At 40.5% G+C, this 20503-nt stretch carries 24 protein-coding genes; 14 read left to right on the plus strand and 10 right to left on the minus strand.

Annotation, left to right across the window (positions count from 1 at the left end; genetic code table 11):
• Positions 1-91: 91 nt before the first annotated feature.
• The 6 genes from V7K60_RS16325 to V7K60_RS16350 all read left to right on the plus strand — a co-directional run bounded on the left by V7K60_RS16325 (position 92) and on the right by V7K60_RS16350 (position 4837).
• The gene (locus V7K60_RS16325; protein ID WP_334926899.1) at positions 92-913 is read left to right on the plus strand and encodes a hypothetical protein; all 822 of its coding nucleotides are present in this window, start codon (positions 92-94) and stop codon (positions 911-913) included.
• A 50-nt stretch (positions 914-963) separates the two neighbouring features.
• Positions 964-1668, plus strand: coding sequence for a hypothetical protein (locus V7K60_RS16330; protein WP_334926900.1), 705 nt, complete (start codon positions 964-966; stop codon positions 1666-1668).
• The gene (locus tag V7K60_RS16335; RefSeq protein WP_334926901.1) at positions 1665-3314 is read left to right on the plus strand and encodes a hypothetical protein; all 1650 of its coding nucleotides are present in this window, start codon (positions 1665-1667) and stop codon (positions 3312-3314) included. The genes V7K60_RS16330 and V7K60_RS16335 overlap by 4 nt, the downstream gene beginning before the upstream one ends.
• Positions 3315-3351: 37 nt before the next feature.
• Positions 3352-3924, plus strand: coding sequence for a hypothetical protein (locus tag V7K60_RS16340; protein ID WP_334926902.1), 573 nt, complete (start codon positions 3352-3354; stop codon positions 3922-3924).
• Positions 3925-4276: 352 nt separating this feature from the next.
• Positions 4277-4516 (plus strand): hypothetical protein, encoded by a 240-nt coding sequence (locus tag V7K60_RS16345; protein ID WP_334926903.1) that lies wholly within the window; start codon positions 4277-4279, stop codon positions 4514-4516.
• A gap of 63 nt (positions 4517-4579) precedes the next feature.
• Positions 4580-4837: a hypothetical protein gene (locus V7K60_RS16350; RefSeq protein ID WP_334926904.1), complete on the plus strand. Its 258-nt coding sequence runs from the start codon at positions 4580-4582 to the stop codon at positions 4835-4837.
• An 81-nt stretch (positions 4838-4918) separates the two neighbouring features.
• On the opposite strand, the gene plsY is transcribed toward V7K60_RS16350, so the two are convergent.
• The 4 genes from plsY to V7K60_RS16370 form a co-directional block, all read right to left on the minus strand.
• On the minus strand, positions 4919-5599 hold the full coding sequence (gene plsY, locus V7K60_RS16355) for a glycerol-3-phosphate 1-O-acyltransferase PlsY (RefSeq protein WP_334926905.1): 681 nt from the start codon (positions 5597-5599) through the stop codon (positions 4919-4921).
• Between the two features lie 101 nt (positions 5600-5700).
• Positions 5701-6975 (minus strand): DUF3086 domain-containing protein, encoded by a 1275-nt coding sequence (locus tag V7K60_RS16360; RefSeq protein ID WP_334926906.1) that lies wholly within the window; start codon positions 6973-6975, stop codon positions 5701-5703.
• A gap of 136 nt (positions 6976-7111) precedes the next feature.
• Complete coding sequence (locus tag V7K60_RS16365; protein WP_334926907.1) at positions 7112-7498, minus strand: DUF3119 family protein; 387 nt, start codon at positions 7496-7498, stop codon at positions 7112-7114.
• A gap of 134 nt (positions 7499-7632) precedes the next feature.
• Positions 7633-8427 (minus strand): MlaE family lipid ABC transporter permease subunit, encoded by a 795-nt coding sequence (locus V7K60_RS16370; RefSeq protein WP_334926908.1) that lies wholly within the window; start codon positions 8425-8427, stop codon positions 7633-7635.
• 495 nt (positions 8428-8922) lie between these two features.
• Here V7K60_RS16370 and V7K60_RS16375 point away from each other — a divergent pair, with 495 nt between their 5' ends.
• From V7K60_RS16375 to aroH, 3 genes are all read left to right on the plus strand, one after another.
• Complete coding sequence (locus V7K60_RS16375) at positions 8923-9219, plus strand: hypothetical protein (RefSeq protein ID WP_334815002.1); 297 nt, start codon at positions 8923-8925, stop codon at positions 9217-9219.
• Between the two features lie 542 nt (positions 9220-9761).
• Entirely contained in the window at positions 9762-10583 is an 822-nt protein-coding gene (gene sppA / locus V7K60_RS16380) for a signal peptide peptidase SppA (RefSeq protein WP_334926909.1), read from the plus strand.
• A gap of 127 nt (positions 10584-10710) precedes the next feature.
• Entirely contained in the window at positions 10711-11124 is a 414-nt protein-coding gene (aroH, locus tag V7K60_RS16385) for a chorismate mutase (RefSeq protein ID WP_334926910.1), read from the plus strand.
• Between the two features lie 417 nt (positions 11125-11541).
• On the opposite strand, the gene V7K60_RS16390 is transcribed toward aroH, so the two are convergent.
• The 3 genes from V7K60_RS16390 to V7K60_RS16400 form a co-directional block, all read right to left on the minus strand.
• On the minus strand, positions 11542-11901 hold the full coding sequence (locus V7K60_RS16390) for a ribbon-helix-helix protein, CopG family (protein WP_334926911.1): 360 nt from the start codon (positions 11899-11901) through the stop codon (positions 11542-11544).
• Positions 11902-12023: 122 nt separating this feature from the next.
• Positions 12024-12200, minus strand: coding sequence for a type II toxin-antitoxin system HicA family toxin (locus V7K60_RS16395; RefSeq protein ID WP_334926922.1), 177 nt, complete (start codon positions 12198-12200; stop codon positions 12024-12026).
• A 42-nt stretch (positions 12201-12242) separates the two neighbouring features.
• Entirely contained in the window at positions 12243-12461 is a 219-nt protein-coding gene (locus V7K60_RS16400; protein ID WP_334926912.1) for a type II toxin-antitoxin system HicB family antitoxin, read from the minus strand.
• A 189-nt stretch (positions 12462-12650) separates the two neighbouring features.
• Between V7K60_RS16400 and V7K60_RS16405 the strand changes: the two genes are divergently transcribed.
• Positions 12651-12875 carry a DUF4926 domain-containing protein gene (locus tag V7K60_RS16405; protein WP_334926913.1) on the plus strand — a complete coding sequence of 75 codons (225 nt, stop codon included), beginning with the start codon at positions 12651-12653 and terminating at the stop codon, positions 12873-12875.
• Between the two features lie 19 nt (positions 12876-12894).
• On the opposite strand, the gene V7K60_RS16410 is transcribed toward V7K60_RS16405, so the two are convergent.
• Complete coding sequence (locus V7K60_RS16410) at positions 12895-13308, minus strand: PIN domain-containing protein (protein WP_334926914.1); 414 nt, start codon at positions 13306-13308, stop codon at positions 12895-12897.
• A complete protein-coding gene (locus tag V7K60_RS16415; RefSeq protein ID WP_334926915.1) occupies positions 13298-13534 on the minus strand; it encodes a hypothetical protein in 237 nt (78 codons plus the stop codon). The genes V7K60_RS16410 and V7K60_RS16415 overlap by 11 nt, the downstream gene beginning before the upstream one ends.
• Before the next feature lie 231 nt (positions 13535-13765).
• On the opposite strand from V7K60_RS16415, the gene V7K60_RS16420 reads away from it, so the two are divergent.
• Together V7K60_RS16420 and V7K60_RS16425 are read left to right on the plus strand one after the other, a co-directional pair.
• On the plus strand, positions 13766-14002 hold the full coding sequence (locus tag V7K60_RS16420) for a DUF2281 domain-containing protein (protein WP_334926916.1): 237 nt from the start codon (positions 13766-13768) through the stop codon (positions 14000-14002).
• Positions 14003-14496: 494 nt separating this feature from the next.
• Positions 14497-15198, plus strand: a complete 702-nt coding sequence (locus V7K60_RS16425) for an Abi family protein (protein ID WP_334926917.1) — start codon at positions 14497-14499, stop codon at positions 15196-15198.
• A 694-nt stretch (positions 15199-15892) separates the two neighbouring features.
• On the opposite strand, the gene V7K60_RS16430 is transcribed toward V7K60_RS16425, so the two are convergent.
• Positions 15893-18106 (minus strand): phosphoketolase, encoded by a 2214-nt coding sequence (locus V7K60_RS16430; protein WP_334926918.1) that lies wholly within the window; start codon positions 18104-18106, stop codon positions 15893-15895.
• 188 nt (positions 18107-18294) lie between these two features.
• On the opposite strand from V7K60_RS16430, the gene V7K60_RS16435 reads away from it, so the two are divergent.
• A complete protein-coding gene (locus tag V7K60_RS16435; RefSeq protein ID WP_334926919.1) occupies positions 18295-19677 on the plus strand; it encodes a cytochrome P450 in 1383 nt (460 codons plus the stop codon).
• 218 nt (positions 19678-19895) lie between these two features.
• On the plus strand, positions 19896-20333 hold the full coding sequence (locus tag V7K60_RS16440) for a cytochrome P450 (protein ID WP_334926920.1): 438 nt from the start codon (positions 19896-19898) through the stop codon (positions 20331-20333).
• The last annotated feature ends 170 nt before the right edge of the window (positions 20334-20503 follow it).

Below are 20503 nucleotides of genomic sequence, written 5' to 3' on the forward strand. Positions count from 1 at the left end.
TAAAAATGAATAAATGTAAGTGTTGTAACTAGTAAGTATATGCAAAACATCATATATAATAGCTGAAGTTTTTGCAAAAGGAGGTGAGGAAATGGTGCGTTTACTAGAAAAAAGACAAAGTACGGGAAGTGTTTTGACATTTTTTGCGATCGCAACCTTTAGTTTACATATATTAGTTTTATTTTTATTCTTATTACAAGGGCTAAATATTCGCCAACTCAGTCTGAGAAAACCTCCCAACTTTGTGCAATTAATCGACGGTAAACCAGTAAATAATATTGATGATTTAGCAAGAGAACCAGAAGCAATTCGCCAATTCATCAGCAAAACGATGATATCAATGTTTAGTTGGTCTGGAACCTTACCACCACAAACTATTGAAGAAGTCGCAAACCCCAAATCCGATTTAGGAATACTGATTAACACACCTCAAGGTGGTAGCCAAAAAATTACTACCGGCACTTGGGTAGCTAGTTTTGCCTTATCAGAAGACTTTCGCAAAGGTTTTTTAAGCACAGTTGCAGAAATGACACCACCAGAAGTTTTTTCGGAAAATCCCAACCAAATGATGACATCACAACTAGTAATTAAGAGAGTTTATCCGCCAAAACAAATTGCACCAGGGAAGTGGCAAGTGGGTATGGTAGCTGACTTAGTTCAAAAAAATCGAGTTGGTGGTGCAAAACTTATAACTCCTTTTAATAAAGATTTCCTTGTACGTGCAGCAGATTATTTCGCTAATCCCCAAGCTGGCAATAGTACCGACTTGCAAAAAGCAGTTTATAGTGTCCGCGCTGATAGACTAGAAATTTATGAAATTCGTAACTTATGTTTGCTAGATGACTACAACCCGAACAAAAATCAATTAAAACAATGCGGAACTGGACAAACATCTGATAGTTTTATCAGATAATCAATTTTTTACATGAAGATAGTTCAATTTTTTTATACGATCGATTATTAATGCAATTACTCAAACCAGAAAATAAGAAAAATAGTCCCTTACCGTTGTTGGCAGTAGGAACGTTTGGTTTACATCTATTTACCTTGCTGTTACTAATATTTCACTGGTCTATGTTACAACAGTTAGGCCGACAACTCACACCTCAAAGTTTAGTGCAACTTGTTGATGGTCATGCTATAACGGTAGACCCCCAACCCAATTTAGAGCGACAACCAGAGGCTATTCGGCGCTTTGTGGGTGAAACTATAAGTTTAATGCTTACCTGGTCACAACAACAGCCACCAACACAAGTGTGGGAAATTACCTCCCAACTGGTAGCTGATGATTTTAAAGAAAAACTTAAGTCAGAAATTACTAATTTAAATCCAGATAGCCAATTTGAAAATGTTAATAGAGGAGCGGAGAATGTCTTAGTAATTCAAAAAGTTTCTCAACCGAAAGAAATAAGTAATGGAAGGTGGAAAGTAGAAATACTTGCCAATCAATTAATTTTTAACAGTTATGATAAATTAGGGAAATCAGTTTCTTTTAATAAACAAATTTTAGTTAGAGCAATAGATGAACCTGCAACTTCACTACCAAATGCAGCACTACCGTCGCAGTTTGCAGCTTACCGCCTTGGAGAAGCCAGATTAGAAATTTATAATATATGTGAAATTAAAGATAATAATTGTTCTGGAAATCCAAACAAGGCTCTACCATGACCCGATACTCAATTCCTGCCCAAACGCCTCCCCAAAATGGATTTACTCTAACTACCGATGATCGCCAACCAGAAGTAGAATCTGTAGATTGGGAATCGCGGATGTCAAGGTTGGTCGGCTTTGAAGAAGAATCTTCTTCTAGTGATACTCAAGGATCGGAAGACTCTGCAACGCCGCCAGAGTCGCTATCTCTTCCACAAGAAGTTCAGACTAAGCAAGCACTCTCATCTAATCCCTTTGCCAAGTTGGGCTTGGTAGGGGCTGCTACCTTAGCGATCGTTTTGGTGGGTGGTGTGTTTTTGTCTCAGTTGATGAGTGGCAGCAATCAAAAGCCAAAAACTATTGTTTCTCCACCAGTACAAGAGCAGCCCACTGATGAATCCATATCTCAACAGATGGAAGGCCAAATAGATACTCTCAAAACGAAATTAGCTCTGACAGAACAAGCACAGATGGTGAAAGCTGCCCAACAACAGCTGAGAATTGCCAAATCAACGCCGACAGTAGCCTTACAACAACCGTCAGTTAGACAGAAAGTGATCCCAACACCCCCACCAACAGCTTACGTACCTCGGACAGTGACAGTTGAGCGCATCATTAGAGTACCTGCTTCTCAACCTTCGCTATCACCCCAGCCACCAGTTGTGAACCCCACTCAACCGGTCGTTAATGTAACTCCACCACCTCCACCAAGCCCATTTGAAGAGTGGGCAAGGTTAGCAAAGTTAGGTAGTTATGGTCAAGTCAATCCTAGCAATCAACCTACTAGTAATATAGCTACTTTGGAACCTGCAAAGACTACACAGCCGCAGCAGCAAGAGACACCAAACCCCGATCCTGAGCAAACCTCACAAACCCCACAACCGGAAAATTCTGCGGTCAGTCAAGCCCAACCGCAGGGACAGAAATCTGTAGCAGTTGGGAGTAGTGCTAAAGCTGTGTTGGCGACACCAATATCTGGAGAAACTAGTAATAAGTCAGGTGGTGGTGATACAGATGAAGCGAAAACCGTATTTGTGATCCGATTGAAAGAAGCACTAAAAGCTACCGATGGTACGGTCGCTCTACCTGCAAACACCGAATTCCAAGCTGAAATTGGTTCGCTTTCTGAACAAGGTCTTTTGCAGATGAACGTAGTCAAAGTTATCTCGCAAAATAATGGCAATCGTACAGAACGAAGCTTACCCAACAATGCAATTATTCTTCGCGGTACTCAAGGTAAACCTTTAATCGCAAATAAATATCCCGGTCAAAGTTCATCTATAGCATCAATGGATGTAGGGTCATTCGTTTTGGGAGGTATTAGTAAAGCGGCAGAGTTAGTAAATCGCCCTGATACCAAAGTTGTGCCTTTATATGGCGGTACCAGCAACCTCGACCCTAGCGGCAATCCTATCGAGACCGACCCCAGCGAGACCAGCGGCACCAGCGGTACCACCAAATACCCCATTGGTTATACTACTATCACTGAGAACAGACGGAACCTTTTAGCTGGGGTTGCAGAAGGTGGTGTCAACTCTCTAGCACCCCAAATTGCTACTCGTAATCAACAGGCGATCGCCCAAATGTCTCAACAAGGTGGTGTTTGGTTTTTACCAGCAGGCACAAATATTGAAATATATGTGAATCAACCAACTCAGTTTTAAGGGGTAAGATTTATACCAATTTTAGATATTTGCAACCATGAAAAAGAATATTAATTTGTCAGGAAATACTCCAAAACGTTCTTATTTCCTACCTATAGCTTCCTTAATTTTCTCGGTTGCTATGTTCTTGTTAGTAGGTCGCGCTGTCGCTAATAACGCCGTTCTGCGTTCCATCTTTTCCTGCCAAGCACAAGGTTTAGGGGGAGTAGTACCTACAGTCGATGTTTGGTATCAACAAGGAACAAACTTAAGTTTTATTCCGGCTGGAGAAATAATTAAAAAAGTTTGGTTAAATGACCCATCACAGGTTAGTATGGATTTTGATGGACCAGTATGTATGCAGTTTGGTCAAGAAGCTAATAGTAGTTCAGGAGATTGTAAAAACTCCGCAGCAAATGTAATTCAACTCAGACGAATTCAAAAACTGGACATTCCTGGACTTCCTCCCACTAGCAATACACTTTTAACAGTTGTTACCGAAGCGCAAGGTAAAAACAAGTTATATACTTTTCGAGTTATATATAAAACAGATAACCCTGAATATCACACCTTAGCAATTTTTCCCGATCCTTCTGGTCAGGAAGGAGCTTGTGCAAGAGTTTTACAATAAAGTTCTAACAAAATTACCCGATAGCCACAGAAGTTTCCCCTTGACAAAAAGCTTTGATGCCTATGTATATCTGCATTGTGGTCGATCAAAAGCTTTGCTATAATTCCCTGCTTATAAAAAACGGTTAGGAAGAATTTAAGTCTTTAGGCAGTTTTATTTCTTTACATAGCACCGTTAAGATAACGTGTGGGCAGTTGTGTAGTAGTTCAATCAATTGAAAAACGCTATAACTTAACTGATTTAACTGACTCAGGCATTTTTAGCCTACATCTTTATAAATCTTCAGATAAAAACTAACCACAATTTCCAAATTCGTGTAAATATAAAGAAAAGCTTAAGAGGTTACAGACTCATGGTAACAGCAAAAATGATGCAACAGCTTTGGGCTGTAATCGAGTCTACTCAGGTCAATACCCTGCTCCAGTTTGACGATGCTGCTTTAGTACAATTGCTTCTCCAGCAGTTAAAAGCAAAGCAAGGGCTTGATTCCCAGGCAGATAGCACTCTCAATACTTATATAAAATCTAAACTGCCCCTAATTCGTGATACGGCTGAAGGTCGATTATTTTTAGGGCAAGGCGGCAATCATTAGTCCGAAAAATCAAATTATTGCTCGCTGCCAAGCATACGCTTAGAGTTGAAACAGTGGAATATTATGAATAACTGGCTAGTAATTGCCCTAGTAGCTTATCTAATTGGAGCAGCGATTGAAGGGGTGAGTACAGCCAGTCAGCTATCTCATTCAATGCCAGAATTAGCTAAAAACACACAAGTTGATCCTTCAGAGTCTGACACTGGGCCCAGTTCAAGTTGGAGAGTTATGGCCGCCATCGCCTCAGTCACTATTTGTGGAGCTTTTTTGTGGCCTTGCCGCCTTTTCCACCGTTTAATTAAAGGCAACGTCCGTTCGTAAGCCTAAAACTCCAATACAGTAATTCTGGAAGAAGCTCTCCCCTTCGAGAGAAGAGTATTGAGTTTGACTCTCGCTAACCGATCATGCAGTTTGTTCGGGTTCTGTCGCTACAGGTTGCCCAATTTTTGGCTCCGTTCCCGCAAACAGTCGTTCAATATTAGCGCGATGGCACAAAATCACATACAACCCACCAGCAATCCCAAACAGAATATAGGGTAAAGGTTGATGTAAAAATACCATGAAAATGGAAACTGCGATCGCACCTGCAATTGAACTTAAAGAGACAATCCGCGATATCGCCACAAGGACGGCAAACACACCCGCTGTTGCTAAACCTACCTGCCAACTCATTGCCAACAAAATCCCCAAGCTGATAGCAACAGATTTACCACCAGTAAAGCCCAAAAAAATTGATTTACTATGTCCCAGGATGGCAGCTAACCCAGATATTGTTACTAGCCACGGTTGCCACAGTTGTGCATCTACTGTTGGAGGGATATAATTTTGAATTGGGTTAAAATTGAACAACCAATAAACTAGAGCGATCGCTAATACTCCCTTTAAAGAATCAAGTACTAAAACTAATGCTCCTGGCCCTTTGCCCAAGGTTCTTAGTACATTAGTTGCGCCAGTAGAACCTGAACCAACTGCCCGAATATCAATACCTTTTAACTGCTTCACAGCAATGTAGCCAGTGGGAAAAGAACCCAGCAGGTAAGCTATAACTACAATTGCCCCGCACAGAGTTAACCAAATAGCCATAATACAATTCAAAACTTGTACTGAGCGTAGCCGAAGTATTCAAAGTTTAAAAAAGTCAAGAGTAATACCTCTTGACCACTGACCAATGACCAATGACTCATTTAAAAGTCATCATCATAGTTTCTCACTATTTTGGGGTCAGGAGCAAAGGCTAACCACAGGGGAAATTGCAGCAGTGACAAACTGATTTGTTCTTCTGAATCGTCAATAATAATTAAAGGCAGTTGATTGGCTTTCGTCAATCGGTCTGCTTTTTGAGCCAGAGCGTCAGATGCCTCAAATAATACCACACCCCGGTCTGGTCCGAAATCTGGGCGACCGATTCCTAGACAATCTTGCAAGCCGCGCCGCCATTCACCTAATCGCTCCGGCGTATTAGCTAAGACTAAAGTACGGACGCGATCGCCATAGAGTTTGTGTAATATCGAAATTGCAGCTGAGGCAATCAGAATATTCTGTAAGCGGCTACCCATTGTCCGCAAACCACCTCTTCCTCCTTGGGTAAAAAACCAGTTGGAGATTCGTTCAGCATGGATTGGTTCAAAGGTACGGCGTAGTTGCCACGGTGGGCCATAGTAATCTGGTTTATTGCGGTATTGGTCAATTAGGCGGCGAATTTGCTTTGTAGTATCTTGAAACTGCTGTTGGGCAAATTGGGGAATTCCAGGTTGGGGTTCAGCTGGTTTAGCCTCTTTTACAGATGGTTTTTCTCGTTCTACTACACTTGGCGTTAGTTGCAACTGTTCAGCGGCAGAGGCCAAATCCTGTAAGCTACCCGTGAGATAGTCTTTAAAACCCTGCACCCGAATTGCCAAGTCTTGGGATGCACCAGCAAAAGTGGTTCGCATCTCGTTGCGGATACGTTCTTGACGGCGTTCTAGTTGTTCTACAGAAATTTGCAGAGTTTGTTTGCGTTGTTCTAACTGCACTAGCGACTCCTGCACGAGTCGCCCCAGTGAGGTTTGAGTTTCACTCACCTGTGCCTGAAGCTTTTCGTAAGAAACTTGCAGCTTGGCTATTTCTGACTTGAGAGCTACTTCAGCACTCTGCAACTCTGCTATCCGCTGCTCTGCTTCTACATATAATGAATGATTTCCCGATCCTATTTCAGACCCCAGAGCGACATTTTCTGCTTCTAACTGCGCTACAAACTCGCCATTTGAATTTTCTGTTAGCTCTACTGTAGAATCTACCACTTCTGCATTAGAAATGAGTGGCTCAAAATTTGTGTAGTCCTCTGATGAGCTAATGGCTTTTGTGTCTACCACTGACTCAACTGATGGATTTACTGGATATTCAACTGCATTGTTCTCTTCTGGTTTTTCTGTCAACCGCTCATCAATTGGTTCTGGGGTTTGAGATGCCTCTGGGTTCATAAACAATAGTGTAATTCCTATGACGCGAATAAATAGCTTTCAGAAATATTACAATTGACCTGCCATAAAAGTCCTGAGCATGAGTGCTGAGTTCTGAGTCTATATCAAAATGACTCAGCACAGATGGTACTCAGCACTAAATACGCGGACAACGTTGTTCTAAGCAAGTTTTCAAGGTGTTGGGGTCAAATAAAATCGGCAAAAAGTGAATACTTTTAATTTCTTTAAAGTAAAACAAAATGGGGACTCTATTCCAAAATATCCGCCAGTTTTGCCATTCTTGGTAGGGAAAGCGTCGAATCAATTTTTCGCCTCTGTAAATATCTAAGTCGGTAGCGGTAAATTGCAAACGCAGCGTTAACGCCTGAAACATGAGAAACAAACCAAACAGCGTGAAAACTGAGCCTACCCACGGCTGTACCAACAGTATTGGAATCGCGGCAATCACCAACACTATGGGTATATTGTAACTAGGCTTGAGTTCCACAGTTGATGTGGAGTTAGAAACAAATGAACTGGTCACAGTCTTAAATCCTGCTTTATTTAGTAGGCATCTCTCCTATTTTAGGAGTCAGGAGTCAGGAGTTAGAAGTTAAGAGTTAAGAGCGAGGAGTTTTAACTCATAACTCATAACTCATAACTCATAACTCCTCACTTCTATGGACTTATGAATGCACTGCCAGTCCCCTGAAACATTAACCAAGAAAGAAAGAAGTTGCTAACAAATATAATCAGCAAGGCAGTCACAACAGCAGTTGTAGTTGACTGTCCTACACCTTTAGCACCTCCTGTTGTCGTCAACCCCCAACTGCAACCAATTACAGCGATTAAAATGCCAAAACAACAGGCTTTAATCATGGCGCTAAAAATATCCCAGAGACCAAGAAAGTTACGAGCTGAGTCTAGAAATACCGTATCAGACAGGTTGTAGATATTTGTCGCAATGATGAATCCTCCGAACATCCCTGTCACCAAAGAAAGAAGGGTTAAAATTGGTAGCATTAAACAGCAAGCAAGGACGCGGGGGATAACCAGGTAATCGATTGGATCGGTTCTCAACATCAACATGGCATCGATTTGTTCTGAGACTCGCATGGTACCGATTTCTGCTGCAAAGGCAGAACCGACTCGTCCGGCCAAAATCACTGCTGTCAACACAGGAGTGAGTTCTCGTGTCAACGCTACAGAAAGGACTCCGCCGATAATGTTTCCGGCGCCAAAGTTGATAAATTCTCGCGCCACCTGAATGGTAAACACTGCGCCAACGAAAATAGCCGTCAATAGGGCAATAAATAAGGAATCTGGCCCAACTGCTGCCATTTGTTCTAAGGTGTTGCGCCGATGGATTTTGCCTCTCAATAGGTGAACTAGTACTTGCCCACCCAGAAAAATCGCTGCCAGCAGCCGCTGACTCCATTCCCCTAAACTGGATTTGGATGTAGTCTGGTTCAATGTTCTGTAGCTAACTCGGTAACTGCCTTAAGAATAGCGGAAGTCATGGGAATGGGGAATGGGGCATTGGGCATTGGGAAAGAGGAGGCGGGAGGCAGGAGGCAGAAGTTCTTTAATTTTGAATTTTGAATACTTCGACGCCGCTCAGTACAAGTTTTGAATTTTGAATTGATTTCTCCCTCATCTCCCCACTCCCCCAAGAAGACTGAATATTAACTTAGATTAAAGATGTTCTCAGAAAATGAAGCTGTTATTAAACGTGCTGCAAAGCAATAAATAAAAAGTACCCTTAGCTATAACCTCTATTCTACAGGGTTTTTGTAGATTTAAGTCGCTTTTTATATCCCCAGCATGGGCTGTAACTGCTAGCCGTTTATTTTAATGAAAACTTAAGATTTTTGACAGATTGGCTGCTCTGGAGCGATCGCTCGTATTGTAGAAAATGACAAACCGCTACTCAGCTTTTGTCATCTCTACTCACGGAGTTTGTCTTAAATGACTATTTTTACTAACTTTCTCCGCTCCCTAGTACTCACAATCATTTTTAGTTTTATCGTTCCCATCTTTTTCGTTGGCGGCGGATTCCTCTTTCTATCCCTCATTGGTCACTTCCCTGGCTTACAAGAGTTAACTGAGGCGATCGCAACTCAGATTATGCATTTTCTCGCCACCTTCGGCAGTGGAACTCCCCTACGCGGATTATTTGTAATTAGCTTGACCTGTAGTTTCGTTGGGGCACTGTTTGATATGTATGTTTATTATCGGTATCAAATTTTACGAATAGATTCTTAAATAGTGAAAATAGCTTCGTCAGGCGATTATGGGCTGTAGAAGACAGGAAAAAGTAATATTTCCAAGAGTGAAAGTACTACTGGTCTTAACTTAAATAGAGATTAGTGTTGCTGAATGGATTTTTATTAATTAAATTAAGTGTCGAAGTGATTGATTAAATATTTATATATTGATTAGTTATTAGTTATTAATTACTGACAACTAGTAAACGTCTGCGACCATAGTAAACCAGTCGTCAAACATTCAAAAAGCCAGAATAACAAGGCATTAAGAATTTTGAATTTAGCAAAATAGCTAAAATAGCCTTTCTAAATCATCACGTTAACGCTAAACTAGAGTTTGGCATTTTGTGTTATCTGCGATCTTTGAGGATTTGATTAGCATTAATTGAGAATATCAAATAAAACTCACTGAAAAATATAAAAATTTCCTTAAAATTCTGACGAACACAATGCCTACTCATGTTTCTTAACAGAGGAAAACAGGTCGTCTGACCGTTGGGGATCTTATATTGAATTTATTACGAGGTATGTTGACAGCTCATGGTTTGGCCGTTTAAGCCCAAGTTTAGAAAACAAATTGCGCGGATTGAAATTACTGGTGCGATCGCCGGTGCTACTCGCAAACGCGTCCTAGAAGCCCTGAAAACTGTAGAAGAGAAAAAGTTTCCGGCATTATTGCTACGTATCGATAGCCCTGGCGGTACAGTCGGAGATTCTCAAGAAATATACAGTGCCCTGAAGCGTTTGCGCGAGAAAATCAAAATCGTCGCTAGCTTTGGCAATATTTCGGCTTCTGGAGGAGTCTACATCGGCGTGGGAGCCGAACACATCGTTGCCAACCCAGGTACGATTACAGGTAGTATTGGTGTGATTCTACGTGGGAATAACTTGGAACGCTTGCTAGAAAAAATCGGTGTTTCCTTCCAAGTAATTAAGTCTGGCCCTTACAAAGACATTTTGGCTTTTGATCGGCAACTGACCGAACCGGAAGAACACATACTGCAAGAGTTGATTGACACAAGTTATCAGCAGTTTGTCCAAACGGTAGCTGATGGACGTTCTTTAACGGTAGAAGCTGTAAAAAGTTTCGCCGATGGTCGGATTTTTACTGGACAGCAAGCCTTAGCTTTAGGTGTTGTAGACCGCCTGGGCACAGAAGAAGATGCCCGTCGCTGGACAGCAGAACTGGTTGGTCTCGATCCAGAAAAAACTCTCTGCTATACCCTAGAAGAACGTAAACCCTTATTGAGTCGCTTTATACCAGGGAGTCGTCAGTTTTCATCAGGAATTGGAGCTGGTATTGATTGGCTCGAATTTGAAATGTCTACTAGTGGTTTACCTCTGTGGTTATATCGACCCTAATATGAGTTAGGAGCGGAGCCGGAGACGCTCCGCCTTTGGTTATGAGTGAGGAGTTCTGAATTAAAAATCTAAACTTCTCATTCTTAACTCCTAACTCCTTACTTTTGTGTTTTAAGGAGGATTTGGCGTGGACTGGCAAATGCGGGCTATTCGCGGAGCAACAACCGCTTCAGAAAATACTGTTGAGACAATCCGAGAAGTGGTTACAGAACTACTTGATGAACTAGAAAACCGGAATCAATTCCAGCTAAGGGACATCATTAGTGTGACTTTCTCAGTGACACGCGATTTGGATGCAGTTTTTCCAGCTGCGATCGCAAGAGCGCGTCCTGGTTGGGATAATGTGGCTATGTTGGATGTGCAGCAAATGCACGTCGAAGGCAGCTTACAGCGCTGCATTCGCTTCTTAATCCACACCTATCTGCCAGCCTCCGCCTCAATTCATCATATTTATTTACGCAACGCCGCTAGCTTGCGTCCCGACTGGAGTTTGCCTCAGACTTTACAAGCATCACAGCAAGCAGTTAAGTCAAAAGTGTAAGAATACTTAATATTTTTAAGGTGAAATCCAGTTTTTCAACTGCAAATTAGAAATGCGGCTGTAGTGACGAGTATTGTTTGTTACTAAAGTATAATTTTCTGCCACTGCAACACTAGCAATTAGTAAATCAAATTCAGCAATAGTTTATCCTATTCTACGGAGTTCTGCCTTTAATTCACCATACTTTCTCAGAGCAGGATCGGTTAAAGGTAAAACGGGTAAGTTTTGAATAAAGTCTTCTGCATTACCTAAGTTTTCTGAAACTCGATTAGAATTGTATGCACCATAATACAATTCAGCAGCAGTGATGACACAAATGCATACTTCATCCCATCCATCCGGCTGCTAATAATTTATCTCTGACTGACTGGCGACCATTAAGCCAATAAATACACGTATCAGTGTCGAGTAAATAGTTCACAAGCTATAATTGCGATCGCTTACAGTACGACTTGAATATATTTCGTCAACAATTTCTTCTGCGGTGCGTGTGTCTTCCCAGGTTCCAAAGGTTTCTAAAAAAGCTTGTGGTGGATGCGGTTTTGGCTGCTGCTCAGATGAGAAAATGATTTCATTCGCTATCAATTGATTTGCTTCTGGAACTCCTAACTTTTTAGTTTCTTCTTTAGCTATAACCATAATTTGCATCAACGTTATAGCCTGACGCAGAACATCACTTTTACTTGTGCCTATTTTCTCTGCTAGTTCGTCCAATATCTGATTAAGTTCAGGTGACAAATCTAAATTTAAGTGAACCATCTTTTGAGTGTTAGTCATGGTTCCATCCTTGTGTAAAATCTTAAGTATATTATAGTTGATTGAGGCTGTAAGATTGACAGCGATAATTCAATAACTTCATAGGGTTATTCTGAATAATCTAATAATGTTTGTATCTTAGTTCATTTGTTTTCAAGGAATTCATCAACTGTAATTCCTGCCTGTCGAATCAAACTTCTAAGTAACCCAGGTGCTAATTCTCGATAATTGGGAATTGATAAAGTTGGTTTTGATTCACACCAAAGTATCATGTGGCTTCCGGTTTGGTGATCTAATACATAACCAAAATTTTCAAAAATCTTGACAGCTTACTTCCCGGAGATATTTGATAAACGTCCCATTTATACTACAACTTCCCCGATAAAAACTTGCAATTCTTTAGCAATATAAGGTTTGCCATGTTTAGCTTGGACGTGGAGATATCCTATAATGGCATCTTTAATATTCTCAATTGCCTCATCTAGTGTTTTGCCTTGACTCACACAGCCTGGAAGTTCAGGAACCTCAGCAACATAGCCATCATATTCTGAATCAAAGGTAAAAATTACTTGAAATTTCATAATAAATTAATCTTGTATATAGCGCCTAGAATAAATACAGCAGATTGCAACTTGGTGAGGTACAGATAATCGTAGGGGCACAACATGTTGTGCCCCTACCCGTGTACTTCATTCACCCGAAATACGCTGTATAACGTTCAAAAAGGCGGTAAATTAAGTTACTTCATACCCACTGAAACGGAGAGAAGAATGATTCAAGAACTTGATAGGGTTATTCTGACTAGTGATATCCCAGAATATAGTTTAGAAGAGGGTGAGATAGGTACAGTTGTTTTAGTACATCAGGGTGGCAAAAGATATGAGGTTGAATTTGTCACGTTGGATGGCGAGACTGTGGCAATTGCTTCACTCAACAGCGTACAAGTACATCACATCGCTAGAAGAGAGATTGCGCGATCGCGCGTGATAAATTAATGTGAGCAGTGCTGTGGATTCAAACAAATGGATTGAGGATTCTTACTTTGTTATCTATTAACTGATTGTGTTGCATATCTTCTGAGTAAATTATAGAACATTTACCTAGTAAAGCTGTAGCTATAATTAGACTGTCCCAATAAGAGTAGTTATATTGTGCATTAATTTGCAATGCTTGTATAACTTGTGTTGTACTAATAGCTTGAACAGGAAACGTGTTGACGATATCTGATATAATTGCGACCACCTCTATTTTTGATGTAAAATTTTTTCTAGTTAAAACATGAAATAATTCACCCAAAACTTGAGTGCTAATTAAAAGCAATGATGAATTACTTTTAATAATTTCTGCAACTTGCTGGTATTTTTCAGGTGGGTTTTTGGCGTAGAGATAAATCCAGAGATTGGTATCGAGAAAAATATTATTGCTCATATATTTCTTCTCGATTAAATTTATAATCTGAAGGAAGTAGGAAAGAGTAGTTATTGACTTGGGCTAAAAAATGCTCAATCTTTAGAGTTTTTTCTTGACTATGATTTTCTGATTCTGCTTGAGGATAACGCTTTTTGAGTAACTGAATAAAATCAAGTAGTAAGATTTGAGCTTCTTCTGGTAAAGTATCAATATCTCTATATACTTCTTCAAATTTTATCAGCATAATTAACTTCTAAATTGAGAAAAATTTTCGGTATGACCCTATTATAAACTACTTTTAAACCTGAGTGAGGTGACGCGATCGCACCTGATAAATTAATGTAAACACTGCGATGTATGCTTCCTAAATTTATCCTCTTGAGTGCCTAACGATTGAAGTTGCGGCGAAAGGCATACAGCCAAAGAATACTTTAAAGTTTAAAATATATTTAGTTTATGCGAGACGCTAGAGAAAATGAGCATTGAAGAAATTATTATAGACAAGGTAAGAATATTACCTCCTGATAAGCAAGAACAAGTGCTAGATTTTGTAGAATTTTTACTTGCGAAAATACAAAACCAAGAGTTATCTTCTCAAGATAAAAATTCAGGGGTTTCAGCTTTGACTCTGGCTCAAGAATACATTGGTTGTGTGGAAGCAGCAAGTGACTTATCAACTAATAAAGATTATATGGATGGTCACGGTTCTTGATGAAGCGATATACATTGCTAGATATAGAACCATTGGTTCCAATAATTAATCGCCGTGACTAGTTTTCCCGTTAGATAACAGCACAGTGAGCTAATAGCAGCCTTTATTAACTTGTAAAGTCGTTATTCTGCTTTAACAAATAGTTACCTTGGGGTCGGGAACTCTAAGCCTGCATCTTTTCCTTTAAATCCGCCCTAAACTCTGCATGGGAAGGAGTAGATTCGGTAATCTTAAATTTCCTTTGGTTAGACAATTAAGATTATGGCCAGCAGTAGCGCGGTATTAGTGTTTGCACACCATTGGATGTGCTTGGCTTTATGCTCCAAGGAGTTTCCCAAGGCTTATGTGATATATCTTAGCAACTATCAGCAAAATTTTCAAGATCAATAAAATAATAGGCTAAGGAACGTGGATGTAAGTATCTTGAATCTCTCATTAATCAGAGTTATGACATAACTATCACATTTTTATGTAAGGAAAATATAAATATTACTGTGTATAAGGACATCTGTACTATTTTTTCTGAGCCACGTCTAGCAACCTACCTCAAAGCTGCAAATCATGATGAGCAACAGGCTTTAGAACTATATAAACTAAATCTGAGGCTATCAGAATCAATTTACCCAACACTTTGCATACTTGAAATAACTTTAAGGAATCGAATTAGTGGTGTACTTGTCAAGCACTATGGAGATACTTGGTTCGATGGGTATAAAGGAGAGTGGTTTGATGGACAATTTCTACCTTTGACGTCAGGAAAAAAGAACTATGAGTGGGACGAAATACAAAAAACAAAATATAAGCTTTTAAAGACTCAAAGGCTAATCACAAAAGATACATTAACCGCCAATCTAACTTTTGGTTTTTGGACAGGAATGATAAATCGCTCTTATGAAAGAAGAATTTGGCAAAATTATATTAGTCAAATTTTCGCAGACGCTCCTAAAAAGTATAATCTTATACGTAATATTTCCTCAATTAGAAAGGATTTGCATGGAATACGCGAGCTACGTAACCGTGTTTTTCATCATGAACCCATTTTTTGTACTAAAAAAATGTCTTTTGATGATCTGGTTGTAAATTATGATCATGCTAAAAAGTTAACAGGTTGGCTAAGTCAGGATGCCTTAATTTTTCTTAAGAAACATGATAAATTGAGTAGCTTATTATTGTCCATACCACCTAGTATGAAATAATTTTTTTAACAACTCCCACCTAAGATAAACTCAGGCAGGAGTGGTACATTTAGCCTTAATGCACTAATGCCAATCGCACTTTTCGTCAAGCCTCCACAGTGAATCCATTAAACGCCATGTTTTCCATAAAAATATCGCGTTTCATCCTGGCTTGTGAATCAAGTTTTGAACTCGTAAACTAGCCTTTGCGACTTGAAAAGCAACTTTTGCGACTTGAAAAGCAGCTTTTGTGACTTGAAAAGCAGCTTTTGCGACTTAAAAACTAGCTTTTGTGACTTGAAAAGTAGCTTTTGCAACTTGAAAAGCAGCTTTTGCGACTTGAAAAGCAGCTTTTGTGACTTGAAAAGCAGCTTTTGCGACTTGAAAACCTGTTAATGTTAAAAAATTTCGGCAAATATAACCATATTTATTTTATAAACTAACGCGGTGTGCAACTTTATCTCAAACCTAACCCCCAGCCCCTTCCCTACGTTCGCGCAGCGTCTCGAAGAGAGGGAAGGGGAGTAAGATTCAAAGCCTCTCTCCGCTTCGGGGAGAGGTTTGGAGAGGGGTTTTAAAAATAAGTCGCACATCGCGTTAAACTAATCTCAATGCCTTAGAAGTTGTCATAAAAAAACGCAAATATACGCATTAAACGCAATTTTTCAGCATTCCCATACGTATATTTGCGATAAAATAAAAGACGATCGCAGCTTTAATGCACTAACGCGATCGCACGTTTCGTCAACGCTTCAGCAGTCAATCCATTAAACGCCATCAACTCGCCAGCACTAGCTGTAGTCTCCCCACGCTTCCAAGCGAAGGTGTCGCGCTTGGCTGTACTCCGCAACAGAATTGGTTCTAGCATTCCCGCAGCACCACCTGTCACAGCAATTAGCGCATCGCCATCAAATAATTCGGCAAATTTCGCATCATCTAAGAAATCGCTATAGGGTTCTGAACAGGTATCCCATGCAGTATCATGAGGACGATACAATTGCCGAGGATTGATGATAGAAACTATCTTGGCACCAATACCTTCAGTTTCCAAAAAAGCAGCCGCTTCAAATACTGGCATTAATGTCATATCGCCAATTACGGCAAATACAACTTGTTTATCACCAGCAATTTCATGTAATAGCACTGCACCATCGCGCAACCCTTGACGAGTTTGTTCTAAAGTGGTGCGAATTGGTAACGGTGTTTTACTTGCAGTAATTACAATTCCCTTATTCTTAGTTTTCAGTCCCCAGTCATAACAAGCTTGGATACTATTAGCATCAGGGGGAAATAATGGGAAAACATTTCCATTTCGCATCAGCGAAGCAAAGTAAGCTTCAATTTCTGGACGTTGGTGAGTCCAACCGTTGCGCCCTTGCTCTAATGCGCCAGCTGTGAATAAAGTAATAGTCGAGGGAGTTTGACGGCGCAATTCTGCCATTGATTGGGTTACAGTTTGCCAAATTGGTAATCCATTGATGGCAAAAGATTCGTAAGAACACCACAAAGTTCTCGCACCCATTAATGCCAAACCCGCAGCTAAACCGGCACAAGCATCTTCACTCAATGGTTCATAAACTTGTCCATTTGGCGCTTGGTTATATAAGTCGTCGGTTGTGGGATGGATAATCTTTAATGCTTGGTTGATGTTGGCAATTCCTGATGCTTCATTACCATCAGCGTTGGTGACAAGAAAATTTCGATCTTTATTTCCAACTATTCCTACCAATCGTCCCATCGCGGTTGTGGAAACTTTTGCTTCACCTCCAACTGCATATTCTTCTAAAGGTAATTCGCCTAATTCTGGTAATGGGAATTCAAATTCTGTCACCACAGTTTTTGCTGCTGGGCCACCACCGGCGCGTTCTGCATTTGTTCTGACTAATTGCCAAGCTTGGGCAGACAAAGCACGGGTTTGCAATGCACTAATAATATGCGGCGCATCCAGCGTATCTTTAGGATAGAGGTTGTGAGATTTTGCCCCCCGCGCGTGGACTCCTGCACCTTTGAGTTGTTTAATAATGAAGACGGTAAGTTTACCACCCAATGCCGATCGCGCGGCTTTATCTACACCCGAAAGTACTGCTTGAGTAAATTCTAGGCGCTTCTCAAAGGAAAAAGCAGTACTATCAACGTAATCCCCCGGCTGATTTTGATCGTCGAAATCCTTGGCATCCACTAACACAACTTCATCAAAACCGTTACCTTGCCAATATGCTTGCATCTCTGGGTTAGTTTTTAAGGAAACCATGCTGTGATGTTCTTGGCTGTAACCGTTCCACACCAATATCGGTAAAAAGTTGGTGACAGCAGGATAAGCAGTATGGAAGTGGGCGATCGCACTTACAATATAAGGCTCACCCAATCCACCATCCCCAACTGTAAAGGGGAATAACTTATCTTTGTGTAACAGTGCAGCCGCCATTGCAAAGTGTTGCCCTTGTCCCAAAGGCCCCGCAGGTGCAAGAATACCGGGAATGAAACCAGAAAGGTGTCCTAAAAGTCCGTGTTTTTCTCGGAAGCGATCGCGCAATTGTTGGACTGTAAAAATTCCCATATCCTCTAGGGAACGATCCAAGAACATGGCACAATAAAATCCAGGGGCGTGGTGTCCGACTTCAGTGAGAATGTTTTTGTATCCCAGCATGACAAGAGATGCGTAAGCTTCTGCTTGGCTGGCGAATCCGCCAGGATGCCCAGAAGCCTTACTAGCGGTAACTTGCAAAGTCAGGTAGCGCAGGGAATCGGCAGCCAGTAAAGTTTGATAAACAGCTGCTTTGTCTGTAGAAGATGCGATCGCTATTTTGCCCGACTCAATAGCAGGTGTTGCACCATAAGTTTCAAAATCTGGTAAGGCTTCACCAAAATATTGAATTCCTTCAGAAAAACTGGGAAGTGCTGAAGATGCCTTTGGGGAGATTGCAGTCATGCTGAGTACCTTTTGACGATGAGGTGAAACTGTAGATGCTCGTTGAATTTAACCAAAATTTTACATCTTCGAGGTTGTAACAGTTTATTGCTTTTTTGCAACGTTAGAATAAGTACTTTAAATGGTCACTCAACCAAAATTTCAGTTAGTTGAAGTAGCAAAAAAATATTAAGTAGGAAAAAAAATTTATGAAATTCCCAAATGGGCCGCAAACTCCAGCAGTTGTACAGATGCTGCGCTGGATTGTTAATCCCATGTCATTTATGGAGGCTTGTGCCAAAAGCTATGGCGAGATTTTTACTCTCAGATTAGACAAAAATCTTCCTCCTTTGGTAATTGTCAGCAATCCCCTAGCACAACAGCAAATTTTGACAACTGATACCAAGGAATTGGAAGCGGCTGGCGATCTGAATCAAGTATTTGAACCTTTGCTGGGAAAGCATTCTGTGATTAGCATTAGCGGCGCAGAACACCAGCGTCACCGCCAGTTGTTAATGCCTCCCTTTCACGGCGAAAGAATGCGGAACTATAGCCAGGTGATTACCGATGTCACCAAGCAAGTTATCAGCCAATACCAGATAGGCAAACCCTTTAATATTCGGTCTGCTGCTCAAGCTATTACCCTGCGGGTGATTATGCAAGCTGTATTTGGTCTACATGAAGGGCCTCGCGCCGAAAAACTACAGAATTTTTTGAGCGATCTTTTAGAAAAGGCCAGTTCTCGGTTAAGTGTGGCTTTGCTTTATTTTCCAGCTTTGCAAAGAGATTTTGGCCCGATTAACTTCTGGGGAAACCAGATGCGCCTTCAGCAAGAAGCTGACCAACTCATCTATGAGGAAATTCGGGAACGTCGAGAACAACCAGATTCATCACGCACGGATATTCTTAGCTTACTCATGGCTGCTAGAGATGAAGCAGGTCAACCTATGACTGATGAAGAGTTGCGCGATGAATTGATGACTCTGTTAGTCGCTGGTCACGAAACTACAGCGACAGCCTTAGCATGGGCATTCTACTGGATTCACAAAATACCATCAGTGCGGCAAAAGCTACTGCAAGAATTAAATAGCTTGGGCGATAATCCAGACCCCAGCACTGTTTTTAAATTACCTTATCTCAACGCTGTTTGTTCCGAGACATTGCGGATTTACCCAGTAGGTATGCTAACTTTTCCCAGAAGAGTAAGAACACCGATATCGCTGGGCGGTTATGAACTAGAACCCGGTACAGTCCTACTTGGTTCTATTTATCTGACCCATCAACGGGAAGATATTTATCCAGAACCTAAGCAGTTTAAGCCAGAACGCTTTTTAGAACGGCAATTTTCTGCCTATGAATATTTGCCCTTTGGCGGTGGTGCAAGACGTTGTATTGGTCTAGCTTTTGCCCAGTTGGAAATGAAACTAGCACTTGCTCAAATTCTTTCTAGTAAGGAATTAGAACTAGTTAATAAAGGTGAAGTGCTACCCAAGCGCCGTGGTTTGGTGACAGGCCCAGATCGTCCCATTGAGATGGTTGTTACGAGTCAACGTCAGGTGAAGTCTTCCATTCTACAGACAACCACTGTTTGATACTGGGCGGTTTGATGGTTGCGTTCAGCAAACTTACAACATTCATCTATATATTTAGATAGATTTTCGATGCTTCTAAAAAATCCCCCATAGTCCTATTTTAAGGAGGTTTATGGGGGATTTTAATATACTACAAGTGTGAAAAAATGGATTTCAAGGCCGATTACATACATCAATACAATAAATTTTAATATCACCAAAAGACGTAATTTAAGTAGGTGTATTCCAATATACTTAGCACACCAGCGTTGCTGCAAACTCTGCAATTAATTGCTAAACCCACAAAAACTCTAGAAAATTATGCTGCCAAGTATGGTGAAATTTTCACAGTGCAGGTAATGGGTTTAAAATCGCCACCAATAGTATTTTTTAGCCATCCCCAAGCAATTAGCGATTGTTTTGTCATCCCTGCACAAAAGTTAAATTTTAAAAAAGCAACCCATGTATTTAAACCTTTGTTTGGAGAGAATTCTATTGTATTTCAAGAAGCGCGATCGCACCAACAACAACGGCAGCTATTACTCCCAATATTTCATGGCGATAATTTAAAGTCTTATGGACAAACAATTTGCCAAATTACTGAAGATCTTACACAAACTTGGACATCAGCTACAGATATTTATATACACAAATCAATGTCAAATATCACTTTATAAATTATCTTACAAGTGGTATTTGGGATTACTCATGGTGTGCGTTACCAACAATTAAAAGAACAATTGAGTTCTTTATTACTGGAGTTTAGACTAAGCAGCAAGAAATGGCTCAGCAGTGCTGAGTTTAGAAAAGACAAACTTCAAATGATGAAAATATTTGAGATTAAGCA

It is taken from the genome of Nostoc sp., from assembly GCF_036917555.1.
Classification (GTDB): Bacteria; Cyanobacteriota; Cyanobacteriia; order Cyanobacteriales; family Nostocaceae; genus Nostoc.